This window comes from Aliisedimentitalea sp. MJ-SS2 (assembly GCF_032586155.1).
Classification (GTDB): Bacteria; Pseudomonadota; Alphaproteobacteria; order Rhodobacterales; family Rhodobacteraceae; genus JAWHTC01.
On record NZ_JAWHTC010000002.1, the window covers coordinates 480,289 to 498,909 of the forward strand.

The window sequence follows — 18,621 nt, forward strand, 5'->3', positions numbered from 1 at the left end:
GCGTTTCCCCTTACAGATCACGTTCGACGATGACGACTTCCCGGTCATCCGGTGAGGTCGAGATCGAAAAGCCCAGTTCTTCCATCAAATGCAGCATCGCATCGTTTTCGCGCAGCACTGTGCCTTCAATCACGGCCAACCCGTGATCGCGGGCAGCCTCCATCAGTGCCTTCATCAGCTTGGTACCGATACCCTGATGCTGCACAGCGTCCGACACCACGATGGCAAATTCGCAACTGCGCCGGTCAGGATTGATCGCATAGCGCGTCACACCGATCTGGGTCTGCTTACCATCCTGTTCGACCATCGCGACCAGCGCCATTTCGGTGCGGTAATCGATTTGGGTAAACCGCGCCAACATCTGCGGCGACAGTTCGGAAATCGTGCCCATGAAGCGGAAGCGCTTGGCCCGAGGCGACAGCTCGCGCACGAAACTCCGTTCCTCCTCGGCATCCTCGGGGCGGATCGGCCGGATGGTCAGGATACGACCGTCGGACATATGGCTTTTGCGAACCAGATGGCGGGGATAGGGGTGGATCGCCATGTGGTCATAGGCCCCGTCCTTGGACGGCGGGCGCTTGATTGCAATCCGCGCATCCACGGCAATCACCCCCTCAGGGCCTGCAAAAATCGGGTTCAGATCAAGCTCTTCAATCTCGGGCAATTCACAGACCATGTCCGACACACGCAACAACACGTCGACCACCGCCTCGCGCTTGACTGCATGGCGGTCGCGAAAGGCCTCCAACAGGCGCGAAACCCGCGTGCGATCAATTAGCCGCGTCGCCAGTACCGCGTTTAACGGCGGCAGGGCAACGGCGCTGTCCTGCAGGATCTCCACCATGGTGCCACCGGCACCAAACATGATCACCGGGCCAAAGACCGGATCGCGGCTGGCCCCAACAACCAACTCGCGCGCATCATTGACCTGCGCCATGCGTTCAACGGTGACTCCGCGAATTTCCGCATCGGGCCTCATTTCGGCGGCCGTTTCCGTGATTTCACGGAAGGCCGACATCACGTCAGCAGGGTTCATCAAGCCCAGTTTCACCCCGTCCACATCCGACTTGTGGGAAATCTGCGGGCTGAGGATTTTCATCGCCACCGGGAACCCCACAGTTTCGGCAGCCACCAGCGCTTCGGCGGCGCTTTCAGCTTCGATAGTCATGTTCGTCGGGATGTGGAATGTCCGTAGGATCGCCTTGCTTTCGATGTCATTGAGCATGCTGCGCCCATCCCGCAGCGCCCCGTCAATGATCATCCGCGCGCCTGTCAGGTCCGGCGGGGAAACATCACCCAACGGCCCCGGCACTTCCAGTGCCAGCCGCTGATGGCGATGGTGCTGTGCAAGATAGGAAAATGCCTCGACTGCGCGTTCCGGTGTACCGAAATCGGGGATGCCCGCCGCGCTAAGTAGCTTGCGCCCCTCGGCAACCGAAGTCTCGCCCATCCAGCAGGCCAGCACCGGCTTCTTGTTGCGCGCCGGCACGACATCAACCACCGCCTGTGCCGCCGCCTTGGCATCGGTCATCGCCTGCGGGGTCAGCATCACCAGCACCCCGTCCAACGACTTATCCGCCAGGCACGCCTTGACCGCCGCGCCATAGGTTTTTGCGCTCGCATCGCCCAGGATGTCCACCGGGTTCGCCCGGCTCCAATACAGCGGCAGGATTGCGTCCAGCGACTTGATCGTCGCCTCAGACGGCTCGGGGATTTGTAGCCCGAAATCTCCGGCCCGGTCTGCGGCCAGAACCCCGGCTCCCCCGCCATTGGTGACGATGCCCAGCCGCTTGCCGGTGGTGCGTTTGTGCGCCGACAGGATTTCCGCGGCGGCAAACAACTGGCCAAAGGTGTTGGCGCGCACAGCACCCGAGCGTGACAGCGCTGCATCGAACACCGAATCCGATCCGATCATCGCCCCCGTGTGGGTATTGGCCGCCTTCGAGCTGGCGACATGGCGCCCGGATTTCAGCACGATCACCGGTTTCGAACGCGCGGCAATTCGCAGCGCACTCAGGAAGCCCGGCGCGTTGCTGATGCCTTCAACGTATAGCAGGATCGCGTCAGTCTTTGGGTCGGTCGCCAGGAAATGCAACGCCTCGCCAAAGTTCACATCACTCGCATTGCCCAGCGACGCGATGGTCGAAAACCCAAGGTGATGCGGTGCGGCATAATCGACAATCGCCGAACACAGCGCGCCCGATTGCGAAACCAGCGCCAAACGCCCCTCGGGGGCCGAGGAATTGAGAAAGGTCGCGTTCATCCCCAGCCAGGGTCGCACCAGCCCGACACAGTTCGGCCCCATGAAGCGTACGCCCGCCTTGCGCGCCGCCTTGGCCAATTTCTTCTCCAGCCGCTGGCCCTCTTCCCCAGCCTCGCGGAACCCCGCCGAAAGCACGATGGCACTGCCAACCCCGACCTCACCCAAATCGTGGATGATGCCCGGAATGGTCCGCGCCGGGGTGGCGATCACCGCAAGGTCGATCTTGTCCGGCACATCGATAACGCTGGCGTAACAGGCCTGACCGCGCACTTTCTTGTGCTTTGGATTGATCGGCACGATCGGCCCCTTGAACCCGCCAGCCAACAGGTTTGCATGGACTTTCGAGCCCACGCTCGTGGTGGATTCGCTGGCACCAAACACGGCAATGCCAGTGGGGTTGAAAAGCGTCTCAAGCGGGCTTTGAAACATGGCGCGGCCTTTCCCGAACAATTCATGCTGCAATGCAACATTATCATGCTGCGCGTGCGAAATACACCAGAAACCGGCGCTGACTTGACGGCAAGCAACCGGGGTTTTCATCAATATTGCAACGGCTTGCCCGCCATGCATCGTCGGAATGGCGGGCATCCGAAATCAAATCATCGATTCTGGCCCTCCGCGGGCATCGCCCGGCGCACCATTTGGAGCAACAAGACGAACAGCACCGCTGCCGTCACAAAGAAGAACAGTGCGGCCGCGATGCCGAGGCTGGCATAGACGGTCCATTCCAACGCCGCCTTGGCGCGTTTCAGGAACGGGATAAAGCGTTCCACCGGCGGGCGCACCTCACTCAGGGTTAGCTTGATAGTGACGAACTCGAACTCGCTGTCGAACTCGCCAACCGACACGCCCAGCGACTGGATCTGGTTTTCCAGATCGAGGATACGACTTTCCAACGCGATGAGATCATCCAGCTCCGCATCCCGAACCTTCAACTCCAGCAAGTTGTCACGCGATTTCCGCAGGCTCTCCTGCTGCGCCAGAAGCGCGCGATACTCGTTGGTCTTGTCGGTCTTGTTGACCTGGAAACTGACCGGCTCACCGATTTCGCGAATCTGGATGATCACGTCATCAAACGCGGCCGGGGGCACACCAAGGGCCAGTTGCAATTGCCGCCGCCCCTTCAGACCAAAGGCCTGCTCGTGCTGGACCAGGGCTTGGGCCGCCTTTGCAACGCTGCGCACCTTGGCCTCATCCTCATCAAAGGCGTCGCTCGACTGGCCCAGGGTCGCAACCTTTTCGTAGCGCTGATCAACCGAGGCCGGACCGGTCCCTCCACCAACGGATTGCTTCTGCCCGGCATAGTTTTTACGGCTGAGTTCGAAATCATAGCCCAAGCTCTGGTCAACAAACCCCCGCTGAATGACCTCGCCATTGGGCTGATCGACATAACCATAGCCCAATCGCAACAGAAACAGCCCGAAAAAACCAAGGCAGAAAATAACCGCGCTCCGCGCAACAATCGCTTTCATGTCCAATCACCCACCACTGTTGAATGGCTCAAATCCTGCGGCTCCTCAGAGGAAAACGCAATCTTACCATGCCCGCACCGGCAGCAATCCGCGCGCAGCAAGCGCCTTCAAAGGCGCTTGCTCCAAGCCTTTTCGAAAAGGCTTGTTCCATCTGCGTCAGTTGCCGGCGCTTTCCATCTTGCGGTTGGCGATGACCTCTTCCAGCCAGCCAAGCCTCATCTCAGGAACGGAACTCAGCAGCAGGTCGGTGTAATCATCAAACGGCGGCGCCAGCACCTCTGATTTGGTGCCATAGCGTACCACCTCGCCCTGATACATCACCGCAATCGAATCCGCGATGGCCTTCACCGTTGCCAGGTCGTGGGTGATGAACAGATAGGCCACATCCTCGATCTTCTGCAGGTCCAACAGCAACTTGAGAATGCCATCCGCCACCAGCGGGTCGAGCGCACTTGTCACCTCATCACAAATGATCATCTTGGGTTTGGCCGCCAGCGATCGGGCAATGCAGACCCGTTGCTTCTGACCACCGGACAGCTCCGCCGGATAGCGATCAATGAACTCAACCCCCATCTCGATCTCGTCCAGCAGCTCCAGCACCCGCTTGCGCTTCTCTGCGCCACGCAGCCCGAAATAAAACTCCAAGGGCCGTCCAATGATCGTGCCCACCGTCTGGCGCGGGTTCATCGCCACATCCGCCATCTGATAGATCATCTGCAATTCGCGCAGGTCTTCCTTCGACCTGCTAGGAAGGTCAGAGGAAAGAGTTCGTCCAGCAAAGTGGATATCGCCCTCGCTCGGCGGTAACAGTCCGGTGATCACCCTCGCAAGCGTCGACTTGCCCGAACCGGATTCGCCCACCACGGCCAGCGTCTGCCCCGGATGCAGCTCAACATTGATGTCCTTCAACACATCGAAATGGGTGCCCTTGTAGCGCGCTGTGATGTTCTCGACCCGCAGCACCGGTTCCGGCGTCGGATCCTTTTCCTTGTGGTCGATCGAACGAACCGAGACCAGCGCCCTCGTATACTCTTCCTTGGGCGTATTGATGATCTGATCGGTGGTGCCATATTCCACCATATCGCCCATTTTGAGCACCATGATATGGTCGCTCACCTGAGCCACCACGGCCAGATCGTGGGTGATATAGAGCGCCGCCACACCGGTGTCGCGAATGGCTTCCTTGATTGCCATCAGCACATCGATCTGGGTGGTCACATCCAGCGCCGTGGTAGGTTCATCAAACACCACCATGTCCGGTTCAGGACACAACGCCAGCGCGGTCATGCAGCGTTGCAGCTGCCCACCCGACACCTGGTGCGGATAACGAGACCCGATGTTTTCCGGGTCCGGCAGACCCAGCTTGCGAAACAGCTCCACCGCCCGTGCCTCGGCCTCACGCTTGGAAAACTTGTTTGCTTCCACCGCTGCTTCGACCACCTGGTCCATGATCTTCTTGGCCGGGTTGAAGCTGGCCGCCGCTGACTGGCTGACATAGGTCACTTCCAGCCCGCGCAGCTTGCGTACATCGCGCACCCCGGTTTTCAGGATATCGCGCCCGTTGACCCAGACCTCGCCGCCGGTGATCTTCACGCCGCCACGACCATAGGCCATGGTCGCCAACCCGATGGTCGACTTGCCCGCGCCAGATTCGCCGATCAGGCCCAGAACCTTGCCCGCCTCCAGATCGAAATCAACGCCATGCACAATCTCGATGTCGTGCGGGCGTTCGCCCGGCGGATAGACCGTCGCACCAATTTTCAAGCCACGGACTTTGACCAGTTTGTCGTCGCTCATCCCCGACCCCCTTTCAGGCTGGTGGTGCGGTTCAGAATCCAGTCTGCCACCAGATTGACGCTGATCGCCAGTGTGGCGATTGCCACCGCCGGCCACAGTGCTGCGCCGATGCCATAGACGATCCCGTCCTTGTTCTCTTTCACGATGCCACCCCAGTCAGCCATCGGCGGTTGCACGCCAAGGCCAAGGAACGACAGCGTCGAAATGAACAGAACCATGAAGATAAAACGAAGCCCCATCTCGGCCACAAGCGGGCTCAGCGCATTGGGCAGGATTTCCCGAAAGATGATCCAGGCCCGCCCCTCGCCACGCAGCTTGGCGGCTTCGACATAGTCCATCACGTTGATATCCACGGCCACGGCCCGGGCCAGCCGGAACACACGGGTGGCATCCAGCAGCCCCATCACCACAATCAGAACCGGCACCGTCACTGGCGTGACCGACAGGATCACCAGCGCCAGGATCAAAGAGGGGATCGACATTACCAGATCAACAAAGCGCGACAGCGCCTGATCGGCCCAGCCCCCAAGCACTGCCGCCAAGAAGCCCAGCACCGACCCGGTGGTGAAACTCAGGATGGTTGCGGCGGTGGCGATGAAGATCGTGGTCTGCCCGCCATAGATCATCCGGGTCAGCAAGTCGCGCCCGATATTGTCGGTGCCCAGCCAGTGCTTGGCGCTTGCAGGCTCCCACACGTCGCCGACCACCTCGGCCATACCATAGGGCGCAATCCAGGACGCGAAGATCGCGACAAAGAAATAAAGCGCGGTGAAAAACAGCCCAACGACTGCCGCGAATGGAATGTTCTTCATCATTTCGGGTGCCTCAATCTCGGGTTCGACAGGATCGAGATAATGTCGGCCATCATGTTCAGCCCGATATACACGGCAGCAAAGATCAGGCCACAGGCCTGCACCACCGGCAGGTCACGCTTGCTCACGTGGTCAACCAGGTATTGGCCCATACCGGGATAGGTGAACACCACCTCCACCACGACAACGCCCACCACCAGGTAAGCCAGGTTCAGCATCACAACGTTGACGATCGGCGCGATCGAATTCGGGAAGGCATGGCGCCAGATGATCTTGAACATCGTGAGGCCCTTCAGCTCGGCCGTCTCGATATAGGCCGATTGCATCACATTCAGGATCGCCGCACGCGTCATCCGCATCATATGCGCGAGCACCACAAGGGTCAGCACCGCAACGGGTAGCGCGATGGCATTGAGCTTTTCACCCAGAGACATCGAGTCATAGATGGTCGAAACGGTGGGCGCCCAGCCCAGCTTCACGCCCACGAAATACATCAGCACGTAACCGATCAGGAATTCCGGGATCGAAATCGTGCTCAGCGTTACCGCTGAAATCAACTTGTCCGGCCAACGCTCGCGATAGCGCACCGCCAGAAGGCCCAGGAAGATCGCCAGCGGGACCGAGATCACCGCCGCCCAGAACGCCAGGAACAGCGTGTTTTTCAACCGTTTTCCCAGGCTCGACGCGATATCCTGACCGTTGGTCAGCGCGGTACCCAAATCACCGGTCATCACCCCGCCCAGCCAGTCGAAATAGCGCGTCAGCGGCGGATCGTTCAGACCCAGCTCTTCGCGCAGGTTGGCCAGTGCCTCGGGGGTTGCGGATTGTCCAAGGATCGATTGCGCGACATCTCCGGGCAAGATCAAGGTGCCCACGAAGATCAGGATCGAAACGAGGAAAAGAAGGATGAGGCCCAGCGCAAGGCGCTGGACCACAAGTTTTAAAGCCGGCCCCATATCAGGCGGCAACCCACATCTTGATCGGGGCGTAGTAGTTCATCAGGCCAAAGCCAGCCGACTCACCCCAGCCGGCGATCCGGTCGGTCGTGGCATCGAGGAAGTCGTTGAACATCGGGCAAATCAACCCGCCCTCGTTGTGCAGGATCATGCCCATGTCGGCATACATCTGCTTGCGTTTGCCTTCGTCCAGCTCGGCACGTGCGGCAACCAGCAATTGGTCGAATTGCTCATTGTTGAAGCGTGTGTCGTTCCAGTCTGCCGTCGACAGATAGGCCGTCGAATACATCTGGTCCTGAACCGGCCGGCCGCTCCAATAGCTGGTGCAGAACGGTTGCTTGTTCCAAACTTCCGACCAGTAGCCATCATTTGGTTCACGCTTGACCTCAAGCGGGATACCTGCAGCCGAAAGCGATTGCTGGAACAGCGCTGCAGCATCCGGCGCATTCGGGAACGAGTTGTCCGAAGTGCGCAGCAGCACGGGGTCGGTGCGGCCCGATTTTTTCCAGTGATGCGCCGCTTTTTCGGGATCGTATTCCCGCTGCGGCATTTCCGTAAACAGCGGATAGGACGCATTGATCGGCGTGTCGTTACCGACTGAGCCGTAACCAAAGAGGATCTTGTCGACCATCTCCTGGCGGTTCATACCCCATTTCAGAGCCAGCATCACGTCGTTGTTGTCGAACGGATCGGTGTTCTTATGCGCGATGAATACATAGTGGCCTGGGCCCGAAGCCTTTTGCACTGTGATGTTCGGCGCGCGATCGACCAGGCCCGCCGTACGCGGCGGCACGCGGTTGATCATGTCGACCTGACCCGACTGAAGCGCAGCAACACGGGCCGTGTCATCGTTGATGACGATAAGCTCAATGGTGCCTGCGTTGCCACCCTCACGCCAGTAGTTGGCGTTCTTCTCGAACACAAAGCGCACACCCGGCTCTGCCGATTTCAGCACATAAGGCCCGGTACCGATGGCCCCCGTCGGATCGTCGTTGCCGCCATTGGGTTGGATCAGCAGGTGATAGTCTGCCATCAGATAAGGCAGGTCGGCATTGGCGGTTTCAAGCTCGATGATGAAGTCCATGCCTTCCGCGCGCATCGCCTTGATGCCGCGCATGATACCCAGCGCGCCCGACTTCGTTTCGTCACCAGAATGACGCTCCATCGTGGCGAGAACGTCTTCCGCCGTCATCGATTTTCCGTTCGAGAACATGACTCCCGAACGAATCTTGAAGGTCCAGACCTTCGCATCGGGTGAGGACGAGTAGCTCTCGGCCAAAACCGGTTCAATTGCGTTGCCAACGGCAAGTTCCACCAACGGCTCGCCCCACATGCGCGTCACAAGGGTCTGGCCCTGGTTTGCCGACAATGCAGGATCAAGGCTGTCTGCCGAGCCGCTCCCGTTCACACCCACTTTGATGGTGCCGCCCTTCTGCGGACCTGCGGCCTGAACCGCGTCAGCCAACAGCGTGTTCGCCATCGCGGCCGTCAAGCCAAGCGCTGCCGCTTTGCCCATGAATTCACGCCGCGTGATATGGCCCAAGGCCGCGCGCACTTTGAGATAGTCCAGCTGGTCTTTCATCTTCAACTCCCTGTTAAATTCATCCCCCGGGGCCCGTGTTGCCGGGCCGGAATTTTTTTTCTTCTCGGCAAGCAAAGCCGATCCGACCCCATGCTTCAAGGTTTTTCTCCAAGAAAATCCGACCCCTGCCCCTAGAGTCCCTTACGCCGTATGCGATCTTTGAACTCTTTATCGAAGACTTTAATGTCATTTTCATATGCCTCGAGACGGGCAGAGAAGTGGAAATGCGTCAAATCCGAGGTCATTTCCGCAAAAGTCTCGGTTCGCAAGCATATGCCGTCACGCTCTACTTCCTCGGTCCAATGGGTTTCGCCCTTCGCGCTCAGCGGATCGTCAGGGTGAATGCTCCACCGCTCCCGCGCCATTCCACCGGACACCAGTCCATGACCCTTGTCATACCGCTTGCCGAAATCATCCTCGATGATCAGGTGGACCTCTCCGCTGCCCATATTGCGCTCGATCTTGCGGCTGTTGTTCGCCGGTCGCAGTTCCTCAATCTGCCAGGGCTCGTCGGTCTCCGGCGGCAGGAATGTCCGCCCGCCCATGCCATCTGCTTGCGTTGGCAGGGTCAGTTGCCCGCCAGTGACGGTCAATGCACCCGCCTCCGGTGCGGGCCAGATCAGTGGCCAATAGGCATTCGACACCGCCACGCGAATGCGATGCCCTTTGGGCACGACATAAGCAATGTGGTCCAACGCGACGCGGATTTCGACCCCTTGGTTCAAGGGCAAGTCCACTGGCGTTTCGTGCCCGCCTCGATGGGTCAGATTCAGCATCCCATAGGTGATCCGCGTGCTGGCCCCGTCCGGATGCACGTGATTGAGCCGGACCGCCACTTGGCCTTGTGCTTTCTCGGACCGCAGCCGCAACGTCATCTCCGGCGCCCCGGCAATCTCAACTGCATGATCAAGCGGCGCACTGTCCCAGCAAGCGGATTTCGCATCGTCCGGGCGCTGATCCCCCGGCATCTCGGGTCCCAGCCAAATCGCGCAGTACTCTCCGCCTTCCATGCCGGTATCGGCCGGGCTGGCCACGGCAACCTCGAATGCCCCCGCCTGCCCCAACACCCCGTCCGGTCCCAGGGGATAGCGCCCGGTCTTGCCCGGCGCATGCGTTACCCAGCGCCCGGGCCGTTCCTCATACCAAGTTTTGGGCCTTACTCCGTCCATCAGGTATAGGCTCAGGTCCGGATCTTCCTCGACCCCGGTCTCGATACCTTTCAGCCACTTGTCCCACCAGCGCAGCGCCTCCTGCAAGAATCCGATCCTCGGCTCGGGCACGGCGAAATGTGGATATTTGTGCACCCATGGACCAACGATCCCCTTTGAGCCCGGCAGGTTGCCGATGATCTGCGGCACCGCGTTCTTGTAGGCGTCGCCCCAACCGCCAATCGCCAGCACCTTTGCCTTCAGTGTTGAATAGTCCTCGCAGATCGACCCGTGTTTCCAATACGCGTCCCGGTGCTGGTGCCGCAGCCAGACTTCAGGCAGAAACGGCTCCGCCTCAAGTCTTTGCATCCAGATCTCGCGCCAATCCTCGCGCAGCGCCGGGTCAGGTGGCCGGCTCGAGTAAGCCCACATGGTGCTACCCCAGCCGAGGTTCTCGTTCAGCAGGCACCCGCCCTTGTAGTGGATGTCATCGGCATAGCGATCCACGGTCGAGCACAGCGTGATCACCGCCTTAAGCGCATCGGGCGCCAGCGCCGCCACCTGCAAACCGTTGAATCCGCCCCAGCTGATCCCCATCATACCGACGTTGCCATTGCACCAGGGTTGCTCTGCCAGCCAGTCGATCACCTCGACCGCGTCGGCCTGCTCCTGCACGGTGTATTCGTCCTCCATCACCCCTTCGCTGTCGCCATTGCCGCGCATGTCGACGCGCACACAGGCATAACCGCGCCGGGCGAAATACGGATGAGTTAGCGCGTCGCGGGCGCATGTCCCGTCGCGTTTGCGATAGGGCAGGTATTCCAACACCACCGGCACCGGGTTGTCCTCCGCATCTACCGGTCGCCACACCCGCGCCGACAGCCGGCAACCATCGGACAGCGTGATGCCAAGGTCCTCAAGCTCTTCGATTTCTCGCAAATTCTTCATGCTGCCCCCGGCCCATCATCGGTCACAGCCTTCCGCCCCGCCCGAGTCGAGTCAAGCGACCGCGCGTTCATTTCTGCCAGACAAGCTCGCAGGCAATCGCGAACAGAACCCGCGCCGCTTAATCCAGATCGACCGAGCTCAGTTCATTGAGCAGATCCAAAAGCTGCTCCATCTTCTCGCGCCCATAGCGCTCTTCCAGCCGGGCAAAGATCGCCGCGCTTTCCGGTGCCGCCTCACGCAAAAGCACTCGGCCTTCCTCGGTGATGTCCACCAAAACCTTGCGCCGATCGGTCGGATGGTCTTTGCGCGCGATCAGTCCCTTCTTGTCCAGAAGCTGCATGATCCGCGTCAGCGATGGGTTGAGCAGCGACGCCCCTTGGGCAAGGTCCTTCGGGTCCATCGTGCCATGCTCATCCAGAACCCGCAGAACCCGCCATTGCTGTTCGGTCACGCCTGCCTTGTTCAACATGTGCCGGATCGGCGCCATCATGGTTTCACGTGCCCGCAGCATCGCAATCGGAAGCGAGCGGGAAGTCGAAGGCAAGCTGGGTCTGTCAGTCATGCCCGATATGTCGCCGATTTCCACCGCCGCGGCAAGGTCTGCATCGCCGCAGCGGTTCTTAAATATTCTTGCTTAGGATGTGCTTCCGCGCACATTCACTAACCCTCAGACACCCCGGCCTCGCCAAAGGTCGCCATACCCGAGTGACAGGCCACGGCCCCTTTCAGCACACCGATCGCCAGCGCCGCGCCCGAACCCTCGCCCAGCCGCATCCCCAGCTGCAACAGCGGTGCCTTGTCGAGCTCCTTCAGCAGCCGCGCATGGGCCGCTTCGGCGCTCTGATGGCCAGCCACCGCATGATCCAGCGCCCCCGGCACCGCCCGTTCAAGACAGGCCGCAGCCGCGGAACAGATGAACCCGTCAAGGATTACCGGAATGCATTCCACCCGTGCCCGCGCAATCGCACCCGCCATCCCGGCCAGCTCGCGTCCGCCAAGGCAGCGCAACACACCCAGCCCATCACTCATTGCGTCACCATTCATCTTGACGCCATCGCGCACCACACGTGCTTTCAGCGCCAACCCGGCATCATCCACGCCAGTGCCACGGCCAACCCAGTCCTCGGCCTCGCCACCGAACAGGGCACAACCAATCGCCGCCGCGCTTGTGGTGTTGCCGATTCCCATCTCGCCAGTGACCAGCAGGTCCGATCCCTCATCCACCGCGTGCCAGCCAGCCAAGAGCGCCTCGACAAACTCATTCTCGCTCATCGCCGGACCTTGGGTGAAATCCGCCGTCGGCCGATTCAGCGACAGAGCATGCACGTCCATCTTGGCCCCAAACGCCTTGGACAGCTGGTTGATCGCTGCGCCGCCATGCTGAAAATTCAACACCATCTGCTCGGTCACTTCCGCCGGAAAAGCCGAAACCCCCTGCGCCGTCACCCCGTGATTCCCCGCGAACACGATAACCTGCGGATTCTCCAGCTTGGGGCGCGCATCACCGCGCCAACCTGCATACCAGATCGCCAGATCCTCCAAGCGGCCCAGCGCGCCGGGTGGCTTGGTCAATTGAACATTGCGGGCCTCGGCCCCTGCTTTCGCCTCTTTGTCTGCGTCGGGCGCCTGTGCCAGACACTCGCGAAACTGCTCCAGACTGCTGAAATCGGCCATTCAAATCCTCGTTGCGTTGACTTGTGCCCGCGTGTTTAACCGAACCGACCCGGTCCACAAGTCTTGAAACGGACAGAACGATGCACAAAACCGGCCCCAGAGGGACATTGCAGCTTGGTGACATCCCCGTCGCCCTGTCGCTGCTGACCCGCCTGCCCATCCGCCTCGAACCCGAGGCCTATGGCCGCGGTGCCCGCACCACTTGGGCCTGGCCGCTGGTTGGTGCGGTTGTAGCAATGCTGGCCGCGATTCTGGCCAAGATCGTCCTGACCCTCGGCCTGCCTGCACCGATTGCCGCACTTCTGGCCCTATCACTGATGGTGATCGTTACCGGCGCCATGCACGAGGACGGTCTGGCAGACGTGGCTGACGGGTTCTGGGGCGGCCCTGACCGGGCGCGCCGTCTTGAAATCATGAAGGACAGCCGCATCGGCGCCTACGGTGTCATTGCCCTGATCCTATCACTCGGCCTGCGTGGCCTGGCACTGGTGTCCCTTGGCGCGGCCCTGATACCGGGCCTTTTCGTCTCGGCACTTCTGTCGCGCGCAGCAATGGCTCATGTGATGCAGGCCCTGCCCAACGCCCGCGACACCGGGCTTTCACACTCCACCGGCCGCCCCGGCACAGCTGCGGTCGCGCTGGCTGCCGGGATCAGTGGCTTCCTTGCCCTGTTGATCTCAGGCTGGGCCGGGGTCTGGGCCATCCTTGCCACCCTTGTCGCCATGCTTGCCTGCGCCGCCATAGCCCGCGCCAAAATTGGCGGTCAGACCGGCGACGTCCTCGGCGCCACCCAACAGATCACCGAGATCGCCGTTCTTCTGGCCCTGCTTGCCACGATGTAAACACACGAAAAACCGCGCCCCAATGGAGCGCGGTTCTTTCATTCGTGTTGTAACCTGGATCAGGCCGCAGCCGCCCGGCTGACCAGCACATCGTCGATCTGTTTGGCTGCGGCAACTTCGTCACCGCCGCCAACAGCCGACACTTCACGGGTCAGACGTTCCAGCGCCGCCTCATACAGCTGACGCTCGGAATAACTTTGCTCACGCTGATCGTCGCTGCGGTGCAGGTCGCGCACCACCTCGGCAATTGCGATCAGGTCGCCCGAGTTGATCTTCTGTTCATATTCCTGGGCCCGGCGCGACCACATCGCACGCTTGACCTTGGCCTTGCCCTTCAGGGTTTTCATCGCCTGACTTACGACATCCGGGCTCGACAACCCACGCATGCCGATCTCAATCGCCTTGTTGGTCGGCACCCGCAGAGTCATCTTGTCCTTCTCAAACGAGATCACGAAAAGCTCGAGTTCGAAACCCGCTACTTCCTGTTTTTCGATTGAGACGACCTGACCCACGCCGTGGGCCGGGTAGACGACGTATTCATTGGGCTTGAAGTCCAATTTTTTCTTGCTCATTAAAGCTCTTTCCTTAGCGTCGGATCCTGAAATCCCACCTGTTTCGGCGACGAAAGCGCACCCGCTGCAGGCTGAACACCCGCCGCTGGACTGGCTTTTTCGCAAATAAAACCATCCACTGAACGGCAGCTCGGATGGATGGTATCAGGTCGGTTTCATCATTTCTGAGAGTAACATAGCACGAATCAGGGCAAAATTAAAGTGCCCCGGCGTCACAGGCGTGAATTTGGCCGTGTTTCAAAAGGTTTGCGCGCGATGGGCTCGGCGAATCGCCGATGGCAGCCTCAGCCCCCTTCGCCGGGGTTTTCCGAGAAGTACTTGTTCAGCTTATCCGTCTCGCCGTCGCGTTCTTCGGCCTCGGGCAACTGATCCTTCTTCGAGATGATCACCGGCCACATTTCCGAATATTTGCGGTTGAATTCAACCCATTTGTCCATGTCCGGCTCGGTATCGGGGCGGATCGCATCGGCCGGGCATTCCGGCTCGCAGACCCCGCAATCGATGCATTCATCTGGGTGAATAACCAACATGTTCTCACCCTCGTAGAAACAGTCCACGGGACAGACCTCGACACAGTCGGTGTATTTGCAGGCAATGCAGTTATCGATCACGATATAAGTCATATCGGGTATCCATATTAAATCGGCGTCGGCAACTGCCTAATTCAAGGGCGCGGATCATTCAAGCGTTGCTCATGTCGCGGCGATCACAATCACGCGTCCGGTTTTTTGAATGCATCCAGTACTCGTCGGTCACGCTTGGTGGGCCGTGCCCCGACACGTGGTGGCGCGGGCGGCGCATCCGGCTCCGGCGGTGGCGTCAGATCTTCATAGAGCGCCCGCGCCTCCGGTGCCGGGCCACGGCGTTTGCCCACATCAAGGATCTTCACCACCCGAATCTGACGCGCCTGGGCGAAGGTTAAAACGTCCCCCGGCGCCACAGAATGGGCCGGTTTTGACACCCTGTCGCCATTGACCCGCACATGCCCGCCTGAGACCTGCTTTGACGCCAGCCCGCGTGTTTTGAAGAACCGCGCATACCACAGCCATTTGTCCAGCCGGATACGTGCAGCGCCCTCAGACAAGGCTCAGTCCTTGTCCTTGAGCCCCATGAGCGCGGCTGCAAACGGGTTGTCGGGGTCGATTGGCTTGTCTTTCTTGGGCGGTTTGGATTCGAACCGGCGCGCACCCTGCGGCTTGCCCCCTTCACGACGCGGCTTGCCGCCTTTGCCCTTGAGCTTGCCCTGGCCCTTACCGCGGGGACGCTCACCGCCTTCGCGACGTTGCTGTCCACCACCCCGGCGCGGACCGCGTTGTCCGCCACCAAAGCCACCCCAGGTGAAGGTATAGAACACCTCCATCTCCGGGCCAGTGTCCTCGGCGGGCTCAGTGGTTTCCGCGGGCGTCTCGGCAGATTGTTCCGCTGACACCTCTTCCGTCACTTGCGCGTCGGCCTCGGCAGGTTCTTCTGCGACTGCTTCGGTCGCGGCTTGGGCAGCCTCTGCCGTCGACGTCTCGGCCACGGCGCGCACCTTCTCACGCTCGCCTTTCTCGGCCTTGTAGCCCAATCCCTGCATCAGCTCGGAAAACTGCTCCAAAGTCATGCCGGTGATCGACAGCATGTCGGGGTTGGCCTCAAAACCCGAGCGACTGTTTTCCGCACGCAATAGGTCGGCCAGACGTTCCAGCATGTCGATCCGGATCGCCCGCTCTCCAGCGGTGCGATAGCCGCTCATGGCATCCACACCCGGCTCGGCATCTTTCGGGGCGGGCACGGTTACCAGACCGGGCGGCGGCGCTTCGGGGAAGACATCCAGCCCTTTGCCCAGCGACCACAGCACCAGACGCAGACGCGTCGGCGCGGGTTTCAGCAAGAGCGGCATGAAGATGGTGAACTGACCGAACCGTACCCCGTGTTTGCGCAATTGTCCGCGGGCGTCCTGATCAAGGTCCTTGACCTCGGCGGCCACCTCGTCACGGCGAATGACGCCAAGGTTTTCGACCAGACGGAAGGCAAAGCCGCGCGGCATCGCCCCCAGCTCCTCGTCCCGGCTCATGTTCAGAAGCGGCTCGAAAAGGGTGGCGACCTTGCGGTCGATGAAATGCTGCAGGCGGCGGGTGACCTTCTGCACCACGTCCTCACCCGCCTCTTCGTCGACAAAGGCCTGCACGGCGGGTTTCAGCGGCTCTGCCCCGGCGACCAGCTTGCCCACGGCATGCTCGCCCCACATCAGACCACCCTGTTCAGTAAAATCGATCTCGGTATCAGGCGCGTTGTAGAACCGATCGGCGCGCAGGTTGAAATGCGGTGCCAGCGCCTGCTGGCTCACCTGTTTCAGCGTCTTGGCTTCCTGGTTGCCGCCGCTCTTATCGGCTGCAAAGCGGAATCCTTCCAGACGGCCCACCACGTGGCCTTCGACCGTCACTTCACCTTTGTCGTTCACTTCGGCCACCAGGGCCTCCTTTTGTTTGAGTCGGCGCAAAAGCACACTTGTGCGCCGATCCACGAATCTTTGCGTCAGCGCACCATGAAGTGCGTCCGACAAGCGATCTTCTACCGCACGGGTTTCGCCGCGCCAATGCTCTGCATCCTGCAACCAGCCCTTTCGCTGTGCGACATAAGTCCACGTGCGAATAAAGGCCAGACGTTTCGACAATGTGTCAATGTCGCCATTGGTTTTGTCGATGCGTTTGACCTTCGCCGCGAACCAATCCTCGGATATATGCCCTTTTTCGTGCAAAAAATGAAACACCTGGCCCAAAAGATCGGCGTGCTCCGCGTGGCTGATTCCGCGAAAATCCGGAATGCGGCAGACATCCCAGAGCAGGCGCACCGATTGCGCATCGCTGGCGCGTGCGCGGGTTTCCGCCTCTTCCGACAGCGCCTTCAACGCCATAAGGTCGTCGGCTTCGCGGGCCTTGGCAAACCATTCGTTCTGCGGTTTCTGCTCCAGCGAATGGATCAAATGATCAAGCCGCCCGAATGTCAGGTCCGTATTCCGCCATTGCAACTTGCGAATGGGGGTAAAGGCATTGTCGACAATCGCTTCGGCCATATCGGGCGGCAGATCCCGCGCTTCGCCAGTGACGCCAAAGGTGCCATCGCTCATCCCACGCCCTGCGCGACCAGCAATCTGGGCCAGCTCGTTCGGGGCCAGCTCGCGCATCCGCCGCCCATCAAATTTGCTGAGGGATGAAAATGCCACGTGGTCGATGTCCAGGTTCAGCCCCATGCCGATGGCATCGGTCGCCACCAGGAAATCAACCTCGCCTGACTGGTACATCTCGACCTGCGCATTGCGCGTGCGCGGGGAAAGCGCTCCCATCACCACCGCCGCCCCACCCCGCTGACGGCGGATCAGCTCGGCAATGGCATAAACCCCATCAACCGAGAACCCGACAATGGCGCTGCGCGGCTTCATCCGGCTGATCTTCTTCGGTCCGGTATAGCTCAGCTGGCTCATCCGTTCGCGGGACAAGAACTCCACCTCCGGCACCAGCGCCAGGATCGGACGCCGCATGGTGGCCGCCCCCATGAACAGGGTTTCATGGGTGCCACGCGCATGCAGCAAGCGGTCGGTGAAGACGTGCCCGCGCTCTGGGTCGGCACAAAGCTGAATCTCGTCGATAGCAACGAAATCCGCACCCATACCCGCAGGCATCGCCTCGACCGTGCAAACCCAATACTGCGCCCGGTCCGGCACGATCCGCTCTTCGCCGGTGATCAACGCCACAACGTTCGGTCCCCGGGCCCGCACGATCCGGTCATAAACCTCGCGCGCCAACAGGCGCAGCGGCAAGCCGATGATGCCGGTGCGATAGCCCAGCATTCGTTCAATCGCGTAATGCGTCTTGCCGGTATTCGTGGGGCCAAGGACCGCCACGGTCCGCCCTTGCGCGCTCATCTCGATTTGTCCTGGGGTTCGTCGCTGTTTCTGCTGCTCTATAGCTCGACGCCATTGACGTCTTTTTCAAGCCGGTTCAATCGTTCCTGCGCGTCTTCATGATGCGGATACAAATCAAGCACAAGCCGATAGGCGTCATAGGCCTGATCCGGGCGGTCTATCTGCTCAAACAATGTACCCAAGCCATAGATTGCATGGAATTGTCGCGGATTAATCGACAACACACGTTTCAAATCCGCTACCGCCGGCCCCATCCGCTCGGTCCGGACATAGGCCTGTGCCCGGCCATGCCAGCCCTCGGCAAACCCCGGCGCATGATCGGACAGCGCGGTGAAATGGTCGATCGCTGCGGCAAAGTCCTCGGCCTCCATTGCCTCGCGCCCACGCTTGAGCAGCAGGTCCATCGCAGGCGAGCCCGACTTGCGCCATTCCATCTCGATCTCACGTTCGATCAGCGCCGCATCTGCCGGTTCGGCGGATTTCAGCCGCGCGAACAGATCATCCATGCCCTCGGACTGCGCCGCAACAGGTGCGGAAAACCACACTGTCAGCGCCGCTGCCGCAACGATAGGTTTGAGATTGATGTGAAACACGCTCATAGTGCGGTCGAGTTTAACGGTTTGCGGGCAAATGTCAGCCCCGCAGCGACCC

At 60.5% G+C, this 18,621-nt stretch carries 15 protein-coding genes; 1 reads left to right on the forward strand and 14 read right to left on the reverse strand.

From position 1 onward, the window contains the following. Positions 1 to 10: 10 nt before the first annotated feature. From RXV86_RS08855 to cobT, 9 genes are all read right to left on the reverse strand, one after another. A complete protein-coding gene (locus tag RXV86_RS08855) occupies positions 11 to 2,692 on the reverse strand; it encodes a bifunctional acetate--CoA ligase family protein/GNAT family N-acetyltransferase (protein ID WP_316299138.1) in 2,682 nt (893 codons plus the stop codon). Positions 2,693 to 2,862: 170 nt separating this feature from the next. Continuing rightward, positions 2,863 to 3,735, reverse strand: coding sequence for a DUF4349 domain-containing protein (locus RXV86_RS08860; RefSeq protein WP_316299139.1), 873 nt, complete (start codon positions 3,733 to 3,735; stop codon positions 2,863 to 2,865). A 156-nt stretch (positions 3,736 to 3,891) separates the two neighbouring features. After that, entirely contained in the window at positions 3,892 to 5,532 is a 1,641-nt protein-coding gene (locus RXV86_RS08865) for an ABC transporter ATP-binding protein (RefSeq protein ID WP_316299140.1), read from the reverse strand. Continuing rightward, a complete protein-coding gene (locus RXV86_RS08870) occupies positions 5,529 to 6,344 on the reverse strand; it encodes an ABC transporter permease (RefSeq protein WP_316299141.1) in 816 nt (271 codons plus the stop codon). The genes RXV86_RS08865 and RXV86_RS08870 overlap by 4 nt, the downstream gene beginning before the upstream one ends. Then, a complete protein-coding gene (locus tag RXV86_RS08875) occupies positions 6,344 to 7,300 on the reverse strand; it encodes an ABC transporter permease (RefSeq protein ID WP_316299142.1) in 957 nt (318 codons plus the stop codon). Before RXV86_RS08875 ends, RXV86_RS08870 begins: the two co-directional genes overlap by 1 nt. 1 nt (position 7,301) lies before the next feature. Then, positions 7,302 to 8,882 (reverse strand): ABC transporter substrate-binding protein, encoded by a 1,581-nt coding sequence (locus RXV86_RS08880; protein WP_316299143.1) that lies wholly within the window; start codon positions 8,880 to 8,882, stop codon positions 7,302 to 7,304. Between the two features lie 131 nt (positions 8,883 to 9,013). Then, the gene (locus tag RXV86_RS08885; protein WP_316299144.1) at positions 9,014 to 10,978 is read right to left on the reverse strand and encodes a CocE/NonD family hydrolase; all 1,965 of its coding nucleotides are present in this window, start codon (positions 10,976 to 10,978) and stop codon (positions 9,014 to 9,016) included. A 118-nt stretch (positions 10,979 to 11,096) separates the two neighbouring features. Continuing rightward, complete coding sequence (gene hpaR / locus RXV86_RS08890; protein WP_316299145.1) at positions 11,097 to 11,540, reverse strand: homoprotocatechuate degradation operon regulator HpaR; 444 nt, start codon at positions 11,538 to 11,540, stop codon at positions 11,097 to 11,099. A gap of 98 nt (positions 11,541 to 11,638) precedes the next feature. Further along, positions 11,639 to 12,652, reverse strand: a complete 1,014-nt coding sequence (gene cobT, locus RXV86_RS08895) for a nicotinate-nucleotide--dimethylbenzimidazole phosphoribosyltransferase (protein WP_316299146.1) — start codon at positions 12,650 to 12,652, stop codon at positions 11,639 to 11,641. Between the two features lie 80 nt (positions 12,653 to 12,732). On the opposite strand from cobT, the gene cobS reads away from it, so the two are divergent. Then, a complete protein-coding gene (gene cobS / locus RXV86_RS08900) occupies positions 12,733 to 13,494 on the forward strand; it encodes an adenosylcobinamide-GDP ribazoletransferase (RefSeq protein ID WP_316299147.1) in 762 nt (253 codons plus the stop codon). A 59-nt stretch (positions 13,495 to 13,553) separates the two neighbouring features. On the opposite strand, the gene RXV86_RS08905 is transcribed toward cobS, so the two are convergent. The 5 genes from RXV86_RS08905 to RXV86_RS08925 form a co-directional block, all read right to left on the reverse strand. Continuing rightward, positions 13,554 to 14,066, reverse strand: coding sequence for a CarD family transcriptional regulator (locus RXV86_RS08905; protein ID WP_316299148.1), 513 nt, complete (start codon positions 14,064 to 14,066; stop codon positions 13,554 to 13,556). Between the two features lie 284 nt (positions 14,067 to 14,350). Further along, a complete protein-coding gene (gene fdxA / locus RXV86_RS08910; RefSeq protein WP_316299149.1) occupies positions 14,351 to 14,689 on the reverse strand; it encodes a ferredoxin FdxA in 339 nt (112 codons plus the stop codon). 89 nt (positions 14,690 to 14,778) lie between these two features. Then, positions 14,779 to 15,150: an RNA-binding S4 domain-containing protein gene (locus tag RXV86_RS08915; RefSeq protein ID WP_316299150.1), complete on the reverse strand. Its 372-nt coding sequence runs from the start codon at positions 15,148 to 15,150 to the stop codon at positions 14,779 to 14,781. A 3-nt stretch (positions 15,151 to 15,153) separates the two neighbouring features. After that, positions 15,154 to 17,970, reverse strand: coding sequence for a helicase-related protein (locus RXV86_RS08920; RefSeq protein WP_316299151.1), 2,817 nt, complete (start codon positions 17,968 to 17,970; stop codon positions 15,154 to 15,156). A gap of 38 nt (positions 17,971 to 18,008) precedes the next feature. Further along, positions 18,009 to 18,569 (reverse strand): tetratricopeptide repeat protein, encoded by a 561-nt coding sequence (locus tag RXV86_RS08925; protein ID WP_316299152.1) that lies wholly within the window; start codon positions 18,567 to 18,569, stop codon positions 18,009 to 18,011. Positions 18,570 to 18,621: the final 52 nt, after the last annotated feature.

What these genes read in the sequence shown, in the direction of transcription:
- RXV86_RS08855 (WP_316299138.1), bottom strand. Translation starts at nt 2,692, where the DNA reads ATGTTTCAAAGCCCGCTTGAGACGCTTTTCAACCCCACTGGCATTGCC.
- RXV86_RS08860 (WP_316299139.1), bottom strand. Translation starts at nt 3,735, where the DNA reads ATGAAAGCGATTGTTGCGCGGAGCGCGGTTATTTTCTGCCTTGGTTTT.
- RXV86_RS08865 (WP_316299140.1), bottom strand. Translation starts at nt 5,532, where the DNA reads ATGAGCGACGACAAACTGGTCAAAGTCCGTGGCTTGAAAATTGGTGCG.
- RXV86_RS08870 (WP_316299141.1), bottom strand. Translation starts at nt 6,344, where the DNA reads ATGAAGAACATTCCATTCGCGGCAGTCGTTGGGCTGTTTTTCACCGCG.
- RXV86_RS08875 (WP_316299142.1), bottom strand. Translation starts at nt 7,300, where the DNA reads ATGGGGCCGGCTTTAAAACTTGTGGTCCAGCGCCTTGCGCTGGGCCTC.
- RXV86_RS08880 (WP_316299143.1), bottom strand. Translation starts at nt 8,882, where the DNA reads ATGAAAGACCAGCTGGACTATCTCAAAGTGCGCGCGGCCTTGGGCCAT.
- RXV86_RS08885 (WP_316299144.1), bottom strand. Translation starts at nt 10,978, where the DNA reads ATGAAGAATTTGCGAGAAATCGAAGAGCTTGAGGACCTTGGCATCACG.
- hpaR (WP_316299145.1), bottom strand. Translation starts at nt 11,540, where the DNA reads ATGACTGACAGACCCAGCTTGCCTTCGACTTCCCGCTCGCTTCCGATT.
- cobT (WP_316299146.1), bottom strand. Translation starts at nt 12,652, where the DNA reads ATGGCCGATTTCAGCAGTCTGGAGCAGTTTCGCGAGTGTCTGGCACAG.
- cobS (WP_316299147.1), top strand. Translation starts at nt 12,733, where the DNA reads ATGCACAAAACCGGCCCCAGAGGGACATTGCAGCTTGGTGACATCCCC.
- RXV86_RS08905 (WP_316299148.1), bottom strand. Translation starts at nt 14,066, where the DNA reads ATGAGCAAGAAAAAATTGGACTTCAAGCCCAATGAATACGTCGTCTAC.
- fdxA (WP_316299149.1), bottom strand. Translation starts at nt 14,689, where the DNA reads ATGACTTATATCGTGATCGATAACTGCATTGCCTGCAAATACACCGAC.
- RXV86_RS08920 (WP_316299151.1), bottom strand. Translation starts at nt 17,970, where the DNA reads ATGAGCGCGCAAGGGCGGACCGTGGCGGTCCTTGGCCCCACGAATACC.
- RXV86_RS08925 (WP_316299152.1), bottom strand. Translation starts at nt 18,569, where the DNA reads ATGAGCGTGTTTCACATCAATCTCAAACCTATCGTTGCGGCAGCGGCG.